Below are 14,040 nucleotides of genomic sequence, written 5' to 3' on the forward strand. Positions count from 1 at the left end.
TTCGGGAGTGCAGGAGGGTGCGCAACCAAGTTGGTATGGACCAATCGCGGTGTCAAGATGCGACGCCATGATTGGTCCAGACCGGTATGAAGTTGTGGTGCGAGGGCGGGTGGGCCCGAGGAGTCAGGCGCGGGCCGCTGCCCGGCTGCCCGTCTCGGAGGCCTCCGGTGCCGTGTCCACAGCGTCCACGGTGTCCACCGAGTCCTGCGCGGGTGCGGCCGCCGCCGGGAGCAGGGGCTCCGACTCCTCCGCGCGCTGGTGCGGGAGCGACACCGGACGCAGCTGACGCGGGCCGGACACCACCGCGTAGTCCGCGCCCAGGAACGGCGGCTCGATCGTGCCCGGGTCCTCGCCGAGCGCCAACTGCACTGCCGCCCAAGGGGCGTTGACCCCGCACAGCGACAGCTGGTGCAGGCCGCCCGCGGGGCGGGTGTTGACGTCCATCAGTACGGGCGTGTCGCCGAACATACGGAACTGGATGTTGGACAGATAGTGCAGCCCGAAGCCCTCGGCGATCCGGCGGGCCGGCTCCAGCCACTGCTCGTGCAGGGTGAAACCGCGACGGCGGCCGTTCTTCGTGCGGCCCACGGCGAGCCGGACCACGTTGTCGGGACCGGTCAGGCAGTCCACCGACACCTCCGGCTCCTCCAGACGCGGCATGACCAGCCAGTCGACCTGCTCGTCGGCCCGCTCCAGCGCCTCGACGACCGTGTCGAGCGGGACGTAGGGGCTCGGGAAGCCGTTGAGGTGCATGAGGGAGAAGGGGGCGCGCGTGACCACGCGGAAGCCCACCCCGCCCGCCCCGGACGCCGGCTTGAAGCACGCCTTGTGTCCGGCGGCCTCCAACTCCTCGACGGCCGCGACGAGTTCGGGCGCGGTGCGGACCCGCCACCACGGCGGTACGGGCACGCCGATCGCCTGGACGGCCTCGTACGCGATCACCTTGTCGTGGAAGACGGCGACGGCCTCGGGGGTCGGCGCCAGCAGCGCCGTGCCCACCGCCTCGAAGTCCGCGCGGTGCGCGACGATCTCCGACTGGTGCAGCCGGGGCACGAACACGTCGATGCCGCGGCGGGCGCACTGGTCGAGGGCGTACTCGACGTACGCGGCCTGGGACAGGCCCTCGGGCTCCAGGTCGGCGGTGTCGGCGGCGGCCAGTACGGGGGAGTCCACGTCGCCGTGCGTGGCATGGATCTCGACGGCCCGATCGCTGGGATTTCTCCGCAGCTGATCCATGAAGAACACGTTCTCCGCGTACGTGCGGTTGAGCCAGACGCGTACGCGAGAGACCATGCAGGGCCGTCCTTTCGGGTTCGCGGGCACGGCAAAACAGGGCCGTGCCCGGCCAAGGTGGTTGGAGGTACACCAAACCGCCCTCGGCGAAGGGGCGTTCGTGACGGTGGTGTTGGGGCGATCATACGGCGTTCGAAGGGTGCCGCGTGCAACGCCCGTGTTACGGATTCCCCGATGGTGCCCACCTGGCACGTGAACGCGCGTCGCCGCACGGTTTCGACCTCCCCGCCCGGCCTCCCGGCCGGCCCGTCCGCCCCCGCCCGCCTCGCCGTCTTGTCGCGGCACGGCGGGATGTGATCTCGTGGGCTCATTCGGGTGCGCGGAGGGGGCGAGGGTGGAGTCGACGGCCGGCGGAGCCGGACAGCTGCTGGCCATCAGCGACCTGCACATCGGGTACGCGGAGAACCGCGCCCTGGTCCAGAACATGCGGCCCGTCACGGACGAGGACTGGCTCATCGTGGCCGGTGACATCGCCGAGACCGTGGCCGACATCCGCTGGGTCCTCGAACTCCTCGCCGGCCGCTTCCGCAAGGTCCTCTGGGCCCCCGGCAACCACGAACTGTGGACCCACCCCAAGGACCCCGTCACCCTGCGCGGCGTCGCCCGCTACGACCATCTCGTCGCCCTGTGCCGGGAGTTGGGCGTCCTCACCCCCGAGGACCCCTACCCCGTCTGGGAGGGCCCCGGCGGCCCGGTCGTCGTCGCCCCGCTCTTCCTCCTCTACGACTACTCGTTCCTCCCGGCCGGCTGCGCCACCAAGGACGAGGGACTGACGTACGCGCACGGCACCGGCATCGTCTGCAACGACGAGTTCCTGCTGCACCCCGACCCCTACCCCAGCCGCGAGGCCTGGTGCCGGGCCCGCGTCGCCGCGACCGAACGCCGGCTCGCCGAGATCCCCGACACCCTGCCCACGGTCCTGATCAACCACTACCCCCTGGACCGGCACCCCACGGAAGTCCTCTGGTACCCCGAGTTCGCCATGTGGTGCGGCACTACCCTGACCGCCGACTGGCACCGCAGATTCCGCGTGGACACCATGGTCTACGGCCATCTCCACATCCCGCGGACCACCCACCACGAGGGGGTCCGCTTCGAAGAGGTGTCCGTGGGATACCCCCGCGAGTGGCAGAAGCGCCCGGACCCCCCGGGCCGACTGCGCCGCATCCTGCCGATGGAGGTCGGAACCGGTGATCGAGGAACTGCTCCCGGACTCCGTGGTGAGCGTGGAGACACACGGTGACGAGGGGCTCCAGGACGCCCCGCTGTACCCCGAGGAAGAAGCCCGCGTGGTCCGCGCGGTACCCAAGCGGCAGCGCGAGTTCGCGGCCGTACGGGCCTGCGCGCGGCGTGCCATGGAGAAGCTCGGTGTGCCTCCGCAGCCGATCCTGCCCGGCGCCCACGGGGCGCCGACCTGGCCCACCGGTGTCATCGGCAGCATGACCCACTGCGACGGCTACCGCGCCGCCGCGCTGGCCCGCGCCACCGACCTCGCCTCGCTCGGCATCGACGCCGAACCCCACGCCCCGCTCCCGGACGGCGTCCTCGCCTCCGTCGCCCTGCCCGCCGAACAGGAACGCCTCACGCGCCTGGCGGCAGAGCGGCCCGCGGTGCACTGGGACCGGCTCCTGTTCAGCGCCAAGGAGTCCGTCTACAAGGCGTGGTTCCCCCTCACGGGCAAGTGGCTGGACTTCTCGGAGGCCGACATCGAGGTCTTCACGGACCCCGGCGAGGAAGCACGCGGCACGCTGCGCGCACGCCTCCTCGTCCCCGGCCCGGTGGTCGACGGTGTACGCCTCGACGTGTTCGAGGGCCGCTGGACCGTCGGGCGCGGACTGGTCGCCACGGCCGTCACGGTCCCGCATCCCTGAACCCGCCCCTCACCCTTCCGGGCACCAGCTCTCCAACAGCCGGAAGAACGCCTCCTCGTTGCCCGCGAGTCCGGCGTCCGTCAGCGCCTGGTCCGCCTCGGCCAGCACCGAGGGCGGGACAAGGACCGGCCGGGGGGCGCCCGGTGGGCCGTCGAAGGCTGCTCTGACCGTGTGCAGCAGCCGTAGATAGGCCTGAACGGCGGCGCGCTCGCGGTCGGTCATCACTGCGGTCTGCATAGGACGGCTCTCCCCTGTTCGGCGTCATGCGCCCCCGCACGGCGGTGGCACGACTCCAGCTTGCCGGGTGCCACTGACAATCCCGCCTCGGCGGGCGCCGGTTCGCCCGCTTAGCGGAGGCGAAACCTCACCGAAATCCCCGGTGGGACAGCGGCCCTACGCTGGGAGGAAGGGCTTTCGGCCGCTGGTGGGCGGCCAGGTGAACGGGAGGCGAGTGCGTGGCGGATGTTCCGGCACGGCGCCCGGCGCGCGCCGCACGACTGCGCTCGGTGGGTGCCGGAGAACTCGAACTGCGGTACCGCGTCGTGCACGGATACCGCCGTGCCTTCCGGATGGCCGGCGAGGGCCCGGCGCTGGTCCTCATCCACGGCATCGGCGACTCCTCCGCCACCTGGACCGACCTGATCCCCGACCTCGCCCGCACCCACACGGTGATCGCCCCCGACCTCCTCGGGCACGGCGCCTCCGACAAACCGCGCGCCGACTACTCGGTCGCCGCCTACGCCAACGGCGTGCGCGATCTGCTCACCACGCTCGGCATCGAGTCCGCGACCCTGCTCGGGCACTCGCTGGGCGGGGGAGTGGCGATGCAGTTCGCCTACCAGTTCCCCGAGCGCACCGAACGCCTCGTCCTGGTCAGCGCGGGCGGCGTGGGCCGCGAGGTCAATCCGGTGCTACGGCTCGTCTCGCTCCCCGGGTCCCATCTCGCCCTGTCCGCACTGCGGTTGCCCGGCATGCGCCTCCAAGTCGGCCTAGCCGTCGGCCTGATGCGTCTTCTCGACACCGACCTCGGTCAGGACGCCCCCGAACTCCTCACCCTCGTCGACGCGTTGCCCGACGAGACCGCCCGCAACGCCTTCATCCGCACCCTGCGCGCGGTCGTCGACTGGCGCGGTCAGGTGGTGACCATGCTCGACCGCTGCTATCTGACCGAGGGCATGCCGACCATGCTGCTGTGGGGCGACCGGGACAGCGTGGTGCCGGTACGGCACGCGTACGGCGCCCACGAGGCGATGCCGGGCAGCCGGCTGGAGATCTTCGAGGGCGCGGGACACTTCCCGTTCCACACCGACCCGGCCCGATTCCTCACCCTGGTGGAGGAGTTCACCCACACCACCACCCCCGCCCACTGGAGCCGCGAGCACTGGCGCGACCTCCTGTGCGAGGGCCGCCCCGGCGTCACCGCGCAGGGCGGAGCGACGGAACGGGACCTGCGGGAGGCGAGCGAACGCAGCGCCACCTAGACCTCTTGAGAGTGACGGCCCGTCAACTCTCAGCCCCGCAGACCGGGATACCCCAGCGACGCCTCGATCCGCCCCGCCAGATGGTCGTGCCGCGCGGGCCCCCGCAGCGACGAACCGGCGAGCCACGTACGGCACTTGCTGGCCAGCAGCAGACCGAAGCTCTCGGCCTCCCGCTCGTCGGCGCGCTCGAACCGGCTGCGGGCGGCCACCTTGAGGACCGTGGCCCGCAGCGCCGCCTCGTCGACGGTCTCGCCCAGGAGCCGGGCGGCCACCGCGACGCCCTCCAGATGCGGGCCGCAGTGGCCGGCCTTCATGTGCCACAGCTCGTGGCCCAGGATCACCAACTGGTGGTCGGGCGCGGTGCGTTCCTCGATCACCACGAGATCCTGGTCCGCCATGTCGAGCCACAGCCCGCTCGCGGTGCAGGCCGGGAAGGCGGCCGTACGGAACTGGACCGGGCGGCCCCGGCGGCGGCTCATCGCGTCGCACAGCGCGGTGTACAGGTCGTGCGGGCGTGCGGGTGCGCCGAGGCTCAGCTCCGCGACCAACTCGCCGCACAGGCGGCGCATCTGCCTGCCGATGCCCACAGTCCTCCCCCGGATCACGACTCGGGCCGCTTCACGCTCTCCAGGAGCATGTCCAGCCACTCGGCGACCTTGTCGCGGTGCTGGTCCGTGGGCAACTGCGCGGCGCGCCAGGCGATTCCGCGCACTCCGTGGTCCTGGAGCAGCCGCTCCAGCGGGTCCTCCGCGGCCTCGGCCGCAGCGCGCTCGCGGTCGGCGAGCTTCTGCAACAGTTCCTGCTCGGTGCGCTGGAGGGCGCCCGCGAGGGCCTCGGGGTCCTCGGCCGTGAGGAATCCGGCGTGCACGCGGAAGAAGCGCTGGAGGGCGTCGCAGTGCTCCATGGTGGGACGCCGGTCGCCGTTGATGAGCGCGCCCGCCTGCTGGCGGGACATGCCCGCGCCGTCGGCGATCTCCTGCTGGGTGTACTTGCGCCCGTTGGGCTTGAGTCTGGTGCGGCGCAGCAGGCCGAGGCGTTGCAGGAACCGGGCCTGCACATCGGGCTCGCCCGCGGGACGGCCGCTCAGCAGGGCCCTGACCACGGACTCCGGGACACCGCAGGCGACGGACAGCCGGCCGATGTGGACGACCTCGGACTGCGGCACGTCGAGCCGTTCGGCGAGCGCGGTGACGCGGTCGACGACGGCGGGCAGCAGAGCGGTCGCCGTCGTGCCCTGTACCTCGAAGCCATCCGACACCGACAGATCTCCTCAACGTCTCTCACAGGCTTCTCACAAACGGTGGCCGTGAACATCCCGGAGGGTAGCGGTTGGTTCGAACTCGCATCCAGGTCTCGCCACAACTGTGGCCAATTTCAGCCGTCAACAAGCATGAAATGCCACGATAGTTGACACGGCTCGCGTCGGGGCAGCAGGATCAGGGCGCCGCGAGAAGGCCGCATAGGCAAGAGGGGTGACCTCCCGATGGCGTACCAGGCAGGTGGGCAGCGGTCCGCGCCGCGGCCCGTCCCCGAGAGTCCCGAGGACCAGGCGTATCTGCTGGACTACGGCACGCTGTTGGAGGCCGTCACCTTTCCCTCCGTCGTCGTGGACCACCGCTGGGACGTGGTGTTGACCAACGGCGCCTTCAAGTCACTTTTCCGGGCGGTCGGCCCGCACCCGACGGCGATGCCGGGCGACAACTTCCTTCGCTTCGTGCTCTTCCACCCCGACGCGAGCACCGTTCTCGGTCAGCACGAGTCGAGTTGGTGTCTGCCGATGCTGGCCCACTTCGCCGCCGCCGTGGAGAGCCACGGACACGACCACGGCCTCCAGGCGATCCGCCGTGACATCGCCCAGGACCCGATCATGGAAGCCGCCTACCGGCAGGGCCTGCCGCACTGGATCCGCGCGGTCGGCGCGGGGGCCGTCGAGCACGACGGCGCGGTCCGCCCGTTGCTGCACCCCGACCCGCGCTGGGGCGCCACCGACTGCCGGGTCGTCGGCGAGACCCCCAAGACCCTGGAGAACATGGGCTATACGCGTCTGACGCTGGTCCTGCGCGAGGCCCGCCGGACCCCGTCGGCCAGGGTCCGCAGGCCGGGACGCGGCGCCGGACACCTGCGGGTTGTCCCGGCGGCCGACTGAGCGTCGGACCGTCAACTCCCCGTGCCTGGCTGTCCGTTGGTCACCGCTCTACGACGACCAGCACCAGCGGCACCCCGTCGCACGGCACCAGCCGCGCCCCCCGCGCATATGCCGCCCGGCCCGCCGCGAGCGCCTCGGCGAAGTCCGGTCCCTTGCTGAGTGAACCGACCAGGTGCCGGGGGTCGGTGGACGCGGCGACCCGGCCCCGCGCGTTCACCAGCCTTGCCGGGCCCGGGAGTTGGTGCAGCATCGGCATCACGGCCGCCTCGAAGTGCCGCAGATACACATCCGCGGCGGCCACCCCGGCGAACCGTCCGTCCATCTCGACCGGCGCGGACAGCGTGAGGCTGTACTCGTCCGAGCAGAGGTAGTCGACGTACGGTCCGGCGACCGCCCGCTCCCCGGTGTCACGGGGCAGCGCGAACCAGTCCCAGTGCGTGTAGTCCGCGTACGCCGAGTGCTCGGGATCGAGGTCGAGCAGCAGCGGCCGGATGCCTCCGTCGGCCGTGGTCTGCCACCACTCCAGCCACGCGGGTACGTCGCTCAGCAGTCCCGGCGCGGCGACGAAGCCGACGCCGGACACCAACTCGTGGCGGGAGAGCCGGAGATGGAGGCCCGGGCGGAGTGCGGCGAGGTCGACGGTCGCCGGGCGGCGGCCCTGTGCGGCCACCTTGGCGAGCAGCGCCGTGGTGTCGGCGCGGGTGGCCGCCACGGCGTCGAAGACGGACTCCAGAGCCGAGCGGACCCCGGCCGCGACGGACTGCTCGGGTGCCGTGGCCGGCGTTGCCGTCGCGAGGCTCATGCGTGCCCTCCAGCAGACGGGGAGCGGACGCGATGACGGTTACAGGGCCAGCCGCTCGGCGATGAGCCGCGCCGTCGACTCCTGCACGCACCGCTCGGCCGACTCCCTGGCCGAATCGTGGGCCCCATCTTGCACGGCCGAGATTACGGAGCGGTGACGGGCCGCGGCTTCTTCACGATATTCGTCGTTCCCGAGCACCAGACACAGCAGTGCGCCGACCTCGGTCTGCAACGCGACCTGTTCGCGGGTGAGTCGGGCGGACTGCGCGGCGGCGGCGAGCTCGACATGGAACCGGCCGTACACCCTGCCGCGCGCCGCCGCGTCCTCGGCGTGCGTCAACTCCTCGGCGCTGCGCCGGAGTTGGACCAGATCCTCCGGCTCGGTGCGCTGTGCGGCGAGCCGGGCCGCGGTGCCGGACAGGGCCGCCCAGTGGTCGCCGAGGTCACGCAGTTCCTCGGTGCTCCAGCCGCGCAGCCGGACCTTCAGCCGTTCCTCGCCCGGGACCTCGGGCAGCGACACGAAGCTGCCGCCGCCGCGCCCCCGGCGGGTGGTGACGAGGCCTTGCTGGCGCAGCGCCATCAGCGCCTCCCGCAGGGTCACCGTGGACACGCCGAGCTGCCCGGCGAGCTCGCTCTCGCCCGGCAGCTGCTCACCTTCGGCGAGCAGTCCGAGTTCGATGGCGTCCCCGAGCCTGCTGACGACGGCGTCGACCCGCGCCCGGTTGTCGACCGGGGCGAAGACGGCTTTCCGGGCGCCGCCGTTCATGTGCTGCTGCTGGTTCACGGCCACCACCTTGCACGTTGACTCAAGCTTTACCCCAAGGGGGTCTTGAGATTTGAACTATGACTTCATATGTTTCCGTGCAACGTTACAGAGCGCCAGAAAGGTTCCCGCCCATGGAGGGGATTGCGATCCGGCTGCGGGATCTGCGGAAATCGTTCGGGGAGACCACCGCCGTGGCCGGCGTCGACCTGGAGATCAGGGACGGCGAGTTCTTCTCGATGCTCGGCCCGTCCGGCTCGGGCAAGACGACCGTGCTCCGCATGATCGCCGGCTTCGAGAGCCCCACCGGCGGCACCGTCGAACTCGCCGGCCAGGACGTCACCGGCCTCGCCCCCTTCGAACGGGACGTCCACACCGTCTTCCAGGACTACGCCCTCTTTCCGCACATGACGGTCGAACAGAACGTCGCCTACGGCCTCAAGGTCCGGGGGGTCCCCAAGGCCGAACGACTGGTCCGCGCCCGAACAGCCCTCGCCGAAGTACGACTTGAGGGCTACGGCACCCGTCGCCCGGCCCAGCTCTCCGGCGGCCAGCGGCAACGCGTCGCCCTCGCCCGCGCCCTCGTCGGCCGCCCCCGCGTCCTGCTGCTCGACGAACCGCTCGGCGCCCTCGACCTGAAACTGCGCGAGCAGATGCAGGTCGAACTCAAGGCGCTCCAGCGGGAGGTGGGCATCACCTTCGTCTTCGTCACCCACGACCAGGAGGAGGCCCTGACGATGAGCGACCGCATCGCCGTCTTCAACGAGGGCCGCATCGAACAGGTCGGTACCCCCGCCGAGGTCTACGAACGCCCCTCGACCCCGTTCGTCGCGTCCTTCGTCGGCACCTCCAACCTGCTGGCGGGCGAGTCCGCGCAGCGCGTCGTCGGCACCACGGGCACCTACAGCATCCGGCCCGAGAAGATCCGCGTCCTCAAGGACTCCGCCCAGGCCGACGACCCCGACCACGAGAGCGCCGCCGGCACCGTCGCCGAGGTCGTCTACCTCGGGGACTCCACCCGCTTCCTCGTCGACCTCGACACAGGCGGCCGGCTCACCGCGCTCCAGCAGAACCTGGAGACCTCCGCCGAAGATGTCGCCGCCTATCGCGGCAGCCGGGTGCTACTGCAATGGCACCGGCGCCACACGGTGCACGTCCCCGACCCCCGCTGACCCCGCTCGCTCCGTCACTCGTCTTTGTCACCCATCTCCTTCACCCATGGAGAACGCCGTGCGTCTCACCCGAACCCTCCAGGTGACGGCCTGTGCCGCCGTCCTGCTCGCCGCCACCGCCTGCGGCTCCTCCGACAGCGGCTCGTCGGGCGGCGGCCTCAACCCCCCTGATCTCAAAGCCCAGTCGAAGCTCGGCAAGAGCGAGGGCGAGGTCAACCTGATCGCCTGGGCCGGCTATGTCGAGGACGGCTCGAACGACCCCAAGGTGAACTGGGTCGGCGACTTCGAGAAGCAGACGGGCTGCCAGGTCAACTCCAAGGTCGCCGCCAGCTCCGACGAGATGGTCAAGCTGATGAAGACCGGCGAGTACGACGCCGTCTCCGCCTCCGGCGACGCCTCCCTGCGCCTCATAGCCTCCGGCGACGCCGCCCCCGTCAACACGAGCCTGGTCCCCAACTACAAGGACATCTTCCCGGACTTGAAGCTCCAGGCCTGGAACTCGGTCAAGGGCAAGGCCTACGGCATCCCGCACGGCCGCGGTGCCAACCTGCTGATGTACAACACCCAGAAGGTCACCCCCGCCCCGACCTCCTGGGCCGCGGTCTTCGACGACGCCTCGAAGTACAAGGGCCATGTCACCGCGTACGACTCGCCGATCTACATCGCCGACGCGGCCCTCTATCTCAAGGCCACCAAGCCCGAGTTGAAGATCAAGGACCCCTACGCGCTCGACCAGACCCAGTTCGACGCGGCCGTCGCCCTGCTGAAGAAGCAGAACGCGGACATCGGCGAGTACTGGAGCGACTACCTCAAGGAGATCTCCGCCTTCAAGAGCGGCGACTCCGTCGTCGGCACCACCTGGCAGGTCATCGCCAACCTCACCGCCGACGAGGGCACCAAGATCAAGGCCTTCGTACCCAAGGAGGGTTCGACCGGCTGGTCCGACACCTGGATGATCTCCGCCAAGGCCAAGCACCCCAACTGCGCCTACCAGTGGCTCAATTGGATCGTCTCCCCGAAGGTCAACGCCCAGGTCGCCGAGTACTTCGGCGAGGCCCCCGCCAACTCCGAGGCCTGCGCCGAGACCAGCGACAAGAACTTCTGCACCACCTACCACGCCGCCGACACCGCGTACTGGAAGAACATCGCCTTCTGGAACACGCCCATCCAGCAGTGCCTCGACGGCCGCACCGACGTCAAGTGCGTGCCGTACGCCAAGTGGGTGCAGGCCTGGACCGAGATCAAGGGCTGACACATGTCCTTGCTGAACCGGACCGCGGGGGCGCTGTACCGGCGCCCCCGGCTGCGGCTCTCCCTGCTGCTCACCGCACCGCTGCTGTGGCTCGCCGTGCTCTATCTCGGCTCGCTGAGCGTGCTGTTCGTCTCGGCGTTCTGGACGACGGACTCCTTCACCTCCGAGGTGGTGAAGGTCTTCTCGACCGACAACTTCCACGAGCTGTTCACGGTGCCCGTGTACCGGCAGGTCATCCTGCGCAGCATCGGCGTCGCGCTCGCCGTCACCGTCCTGTGCGCCGTGCTCGCGTTCCCGCTCGCCTTCTACACCGCCCGCGTCGCCAGGCCGAAGTGGCGACCGCTGCTGGTGGTCGCCATCCTCACGCCGCTGTGGGCCAGTTACCTGGTCAAGGTCTACGCGTGGCGGCTCATCCTGTCCCAAGGAGGCCTGGCCGACTGGATGTTGCAGCCGTTCGGCCTGAGCGGACCCGGGTTCGGACTGCCGGCGACGGTCCTCACGCTCACGTACCTCTGGCTGCCGTACATGGTCCTGCCGATCCACACGGCGCTGGAGCAACTGCCAGCCAACCTCCTCGACGCGTCGGCGGACTTGGGCGCGCGGGCCGGACGGACCTTCCGGTCCGTCGTGCTGCCGATGGTGCTGCCGTCCGTCGCCGCCGGGTCGATCTTCACCTTCTCGCTCAGCCTCGGCGACTACATCACCGTGCAGATCGTCGGCGGCAAGACCCAGCTCATCGGCAACCTCGTCTACTCCAACATCGAACTCAACCTGCCCATGGCCGCCGCCCTCGGCACCGTCCCGGTCGTCGTCATCGTCGTGTACCTGCTGGCGATGCGCCGTACGGGCGCGTTGAGCAGCCTGTAAAACACCGTCGACCGCCTCTGAAGGAGGTGACATGTCATGCAGCTCTCCCGTTCCGCGCGCATCGCCCTGCGCGTGGCCGCCGGGTTCGGCTTCGCGGTGATCTACGTCCCGCTCCTGCTCGTCCTCGTCAACTCCCTGAACCCGGACCGCAGCGCGAGTTGGCCGCCGGACAGCCTGACCCTGCACTGGTGGTCCGTCGCCTGGCAGAACTCCGGTGCCCGCACGGCCCTTTGGGTCTCGGTGAAGGCCGGACTCGGCGCCACCGCCATCGCGCTGGTGCTCGGCACCCTGATCGCCTTCGCGGTCGCCCGGTACCGCTTCTTCGGCCGCGGCGCCATCTCCTTCGTCGTCGTGCTGCCGATCGCGCTGCCCGGCATCGTCACGGGCATCGCCCTCAACTCGGCGTTCAGCACGGTACTTGAGCCGCTCGGCGTGGGCCTCGGCCTGTTCACGGTGATCGTCGGACACGCCACCTTCTGCATCGTCGTCGTCTTCAACAACGTCGTCGCCCGGCTCAGACGCACCTCCGGGTCGTACGAGGAAGCCGCGATGGATCTGGGCGCCGACACCTTCCGCGCCTTCGTCGATGTCACCTTCCCGCTGGTGCGCTCGGCGCTCCTCGCGGGCGGTCTGCTCGCGTTCGCGCTGTCCTTCGACGAGATCGTGGTGACCACGTTCACCGCCGGGCCCGGCATCGAGACCCTGCCGATCTGGATCTTCAACAACATGACCCGGCCCCAACAGGCGCCCGTGGTCAACGTGGTGGCGGCCGTGCTCGTCCTGATCTCCGTGCTCCCGATCTACGTGGCGCAGCGGCTGTCCGCCGACACGGCCACCGCCAGCCGTGTCTGACGACCGGTCACCCCGACGCGCGGGTGGACCAGTTCGGCGCACTGACCCAGTTCAGCCCGCGAACTCCCGCATCCACGCCTCGACTTCGTCGGCCGAGCGCGGCAGCCCCGCCGACAGGTTCTCGTAGCCGTCCGCCGTCACCAGCAGATCGTCCTCGATCCGGACGCCGATGCCCCGCCACTCCTCCGGGACCGTCAGGTCGTCGGACTGGAAGTGCAGGCCCGGCTCGACGGTGAGCACCATGCCGGGTTCGAGGACCCCGTCCACGTACTCCTCGCTCCGCGCCTCGGCGCAGTCGTGGACGTCGAGCCCGAGCATGTGCCCGGTGCCCGCCATCGTGAACCGCCGCTGGAGCGCCAGTTCGTAGGCCCGCTCGGCCGGCCCCTCGATGAAGCCCCACTCCACCAGCCGCGCGGCCAGCGCCCGTTGGGACGCCTCGTGGAAGTCCCGGTACGTCGCACCCGGCTTCACCGCTGCCATGCCGGCCTCCTGGGCCTCGAACACCGCGTCGTAGACCTTGCGTTGGACCGGACTGAACGTCCCGTTGATCGGGAGGGTGCGGGTGACGTCGGCGGTGTAGAGGCTGTGCGTCTCCACGCCCGCGTCCAGCAGCAGGAGTTCACCGGGGCGGACCGGGCCGTCGTTGTCGGTCCAGTGCATGATCGTGGCGTGTTCGCCGGCGGCGCAGATCGAGCCGTAGCCGACGTGGTTGCCCTCTACGCGTGCCCGGCGGAAGAACGTGCCCTCGATCCAGCGCTCCGAGGTGGCGACCGCCTGCGACAACTCCCGTACGACATCGGTGAATCCGCGCACCGTGGAGTCGACGGCCCGGCGCATCTCGCCGATCTCCCAGTCGTCCTTGACGAGCCGCAGTCCGGAGACGGCCGTCTCCAGCTCTGCGTCGTGTTCCTCGTCGGTGTCGAGCGCGGCGTCCAGTGCCGGGTCGATGCCGCGGACGATGCGGGTGGGGGTTCCGGAGGTCTTCGCCAGGTCCTCGGCGATCGTCCGGATGTCCCGGCAGGGCAGACCGAGCACCAGTGCAGACTCGGCCAGTGTGCGGCGGCGGCCCATCCACAGTTCGGCGGTGTAGCCCGCCCAGAACTCGTCGCTGTCCCGGCTGTCGCGGGGGAGTTGGTAACAGTGCGCGTCGTGGCCGCCGTCGGGGCGGGGCTCCAGGACCAGGGCGCCGTCGCGTGTCTGGTCGCCGGTCAGATGCACATAGCCGGAGTACGGGCGGAACGGGTGGTGGCTGTCGTTCGAGCGGATCAGGAGGTTCCCGGACGGCACGACCAGGCGCTCGCCCGGGAAGAGCGCGGACAGCGCGGCCCGGCGGCGGGCCGCGTACGGGGCCTGCTCGGTCGGCTCCAGGTCCGTGCGTTCGGTGTCGGCCCAGCCGGTCCGCATCAGGGCGGACAGCTCGTCGGAGATTCCTCGGTAGAGACCGTTCTTTCGGCCCTTGGCCACGACGGGCACCTCTTCCGTGTGCGGTGGTTCCGGGGGTGGTGACACTCGCGTCGCACCATACCCAGCCAGAGAGACATG

General features: G+C 70.4%; 15 protein-coding genes. 8 read left to right on the plus strand and 7 right to left on the minus strand.

All coding sequences use genetic code 11. From position 1 onward, the window contains the following. Window positions 1-123: 123 nt before the first annotated feature. The gene (locus tag ACIRRY_RS02095) at window positions 124-1,293 is read right to left on the minus strand and encodes an ATP-grasp domain-containing protein (protein WP_403966802.1); all 1,170 of its coding nucleotides are present in this window, start codon (window positions 1,291-1,293) and stop codon (window positions 124-126) included. 334 nt (window positions 1,294-1,627) lie between these two features. On the opposite strand from ACIRRY_RS02095, the gene ACIRRY_RS02100 reads away from it, so the two are divergent. Both ACIRRY_RS02100 and ACIRRY_RS02105 read left to right on the plus strand, forming a co-directional pair. Continuing rightward, window positions 1,628-2,536 carry a metallophosphoesterase family protein gene (locus ACIRRY_RS02100; RefSeq protein WP_403966805.1) on the plus strand — a complete coding sequence of 303 codons (909 nt, stop codon included), beginning with the start codon at window positions 1,628-1,630 and terminating at the stop codon, window positions 2,534-2,536. Next, window positions 2,484-3,164, plus strand: a complete 681-nt coding sequence (locus ACIRRY_RS02105) for a 4'-phosphopantetheinyl transferase (RefSeq protein WP_403966808.1) — start codon at window positions 2,484-2,486, stop codon at window positions 3,162-3,164. The genes ACIRRY_RS02100 and ACIRRY_RS02105 overlap by 53 nt, the downstream gene beginning before the upstream one ends. A 9-nt stretch (window positions 3,165-3,173) precedes the next feature. Here the strand turns inward: ACIRRY_RS02105 and ACIRRY_RS02110 are convergent, their stop codons facing one another. Then, the gene (locus tag ACIRRY_RS02110; RefSeq protein ID WP_033281635.1) at window positions 3,174-3,401 is read right to left on the minus strand and encodes a hypothetical protein; all 228 of its coding nucleotides are present in this window, start codon (window positions 3,399-3,401) and stop codon (window positions 3,174-3,176) included. A 218-nt stretch (window positions 3,402-3,619) separates the two neighbouring features. Between ACIRRY_RS02110 and ACIRRY_RS02115 the strand changes: the two genes are divergently transcribed. Continuing rightward, window positions 3,620-4,645: an alpha/beta fold hydrolase gene (locus ACIRRY_RS02115; protein ID WP_403966811.1), complete on the plus strand. Its 1,026-nt coding sequence runs from the start codon at window positions 3,620-3,622 to the stop codon at window positions 4,643-4,645. 29 nt (window positions 4,646-4,674) lie between these two features. Here the strand turns inward: ACIRRY_RS02115 and ACIRRY_RS02120 are convergent, their stop codons facing one another. Both ACIRRY_RS02120 and ACIRRY_RS02125 read right to left on the minus strand, forming a co-directional pair. Continuing rightward, on the minus strand, window positions 4,675-5,214 hold the full coding sequence (locus ACIRRY_RS02120; RefSeq protein WP_403968316.1) for a toxin-antitoxin system, toxin component: 540 nt from the start codon (window positions 5,212-5,214) through the stop codon (window positions 4,675-4,677). Window positions 5,215-5,246: 32 nt separating this feature from the next. Next, window positions 5,247-5,903: a helix-turn-helix domain-containing protein gene (locus tag ACIRRY_RS02125; protein ID WP_403966814.1), complete on the minus strand. Its 657-nt coding sequence runs from the start codon at window positions 5,901-5,903 to the stop codon at window positions 5,247-5,249. Window positions 5,904-6,128: 225 nt separating this feature from the next. On the opposite strand from ACIRRY_RS02125, the gene ACIRRY_RS02130 reads away from it, so the two are divergent. Then, window positions 6,129-6,791 carry a hypothetical protein gene (locus ACIRRY_RS02130; RefSeq protein WP_403966816.1) on the plus strand — a complete coding sequence of 221 codons (663 nt, stop codon included), beginning with the start codon at window positions 6,129-6,131 and terminating at the stop codon, window positions 6,789-6,791. Window positions 6,792-6,831: 40 nt separating this feature from the next. On the opposite strand, the gene ACIRRY_RS02135 is transcribed toward ACIRRY_RS02130, so the two are convergent. Both ACIRRY_RS02135 and ACIRRY_RS02140 read right to left on the minus strand, forming a co-directional pair. Beyond that, a complete protein-coding gene (locus ACIRRY_RS02135; RefSeq protein ID WP_403966819.1) occupies window positions 6,832-7,593 on the minus strand; it encodes a cache domain-containing protein in 762 nt (253 codons plus the stop codon). 39 nt (window positions 7,594-7,632) lie between these two features. Beyond that, entirely contained in the window at window positions 7,633-8,358 is a 726-nt protein-coding gene (locus ACIRRY_RS02140) for a FadR/GntR family transcriptional regulator (RefSeq protein ID WP_403968318.1), read from the minus strand. A 131-nt stretch (window positions 8,359-8,489) separates the two neighbouring features. Here ACIRRY_RS02140 and ACIRRY_RS02145 point away from each other — a divergent pair, with 131 nt between their 5' ends. Genes ACIRRY_RS02145 through ACIRRY_RS02160 form a run of 4 tightly spaced genes read left to right on the plus strand, consistent with a single transcriptional unit; the run spans window position 8,490 to window position 12,498 of the window. Further along, window positions 8,490-9,527 carry an ABC transporter ATP-binding protein gene (locus ACIRRY_RS02145; RefSeq protein ID WP_403966822.1) on the plus strand — a complete coding sequence of 346 codons (1,038 nt, stop codon included), beginning with the start codon at window positions 8,490-8,492 and terminating at the stop codon, window positions 9,525-9,527. Between the two features lie 58 nt (window positions 9,528-9,585). After that, window positions 9,586-10,779 (plus strand): ABC transporter substrate-binding protein, encoded by a 1,194-nt coding sequence (locus ACIRRY_RS02150; RefSeq protein WP_403966825.1) that lies wholly within the window; start codon window positions 9,586-9,588, stop codon window positions 10,777-10,779. 3 nt (window positions 10,780-10,782) lie between these two features. Continuing rightward, on the plus strand, window positions 10,783-11,646 hold the full coding sequence (locus ACIRRY_RS02155; RefSeq protein ID WP_403966828.1) for an ABC transporter permease: 864 nt from the start codon (window positions 10,783-10,785) through the stop codon (window positions 11,644-11,646). Between the two features lie 36 nt (window positions 11,647-11,682). Further along, window positions 11,683-12,498 (plus strand): ABC transporter permease, encoded by an 816-nt coding sequence (locus ACIRRY_RS02160; RefSeq protein ID WP_403966831.1) that lies wholly within the window; start codon window positions 11,683-11,685, stop codon window positions 12,496-12,498. Between the two features lie 51 nt (window positions 12,499-12,549). Here the strand turns inward: ACIRRY_RS02160 and ACIRRY_RS02165 are convergent, their stop codons facing one another. Continuing rightward, window positions 12,550-13,962: an aminopeptidase P family protein gene (locus ACIRRY_RS02165; protein ID WP_403966834.1), complete on the minus strand. Its 1,413-nt coding sequence runs from the start codon at window positions 13,960-13,962 to the stop codon at window positions 12,550-12,552. Window positions 13,963-14,040 lie beyond the last annotated feature (78 nt).

Origin of the sequence: Streptomyces sp. NPDC101776 (assembly GCF_044766845.1) — a bacterium.
GTDB lineage: Bacteria > Actinomycetota > Actinomycetes > Streptomycetales > Streptomycetaceae > Streptomyces.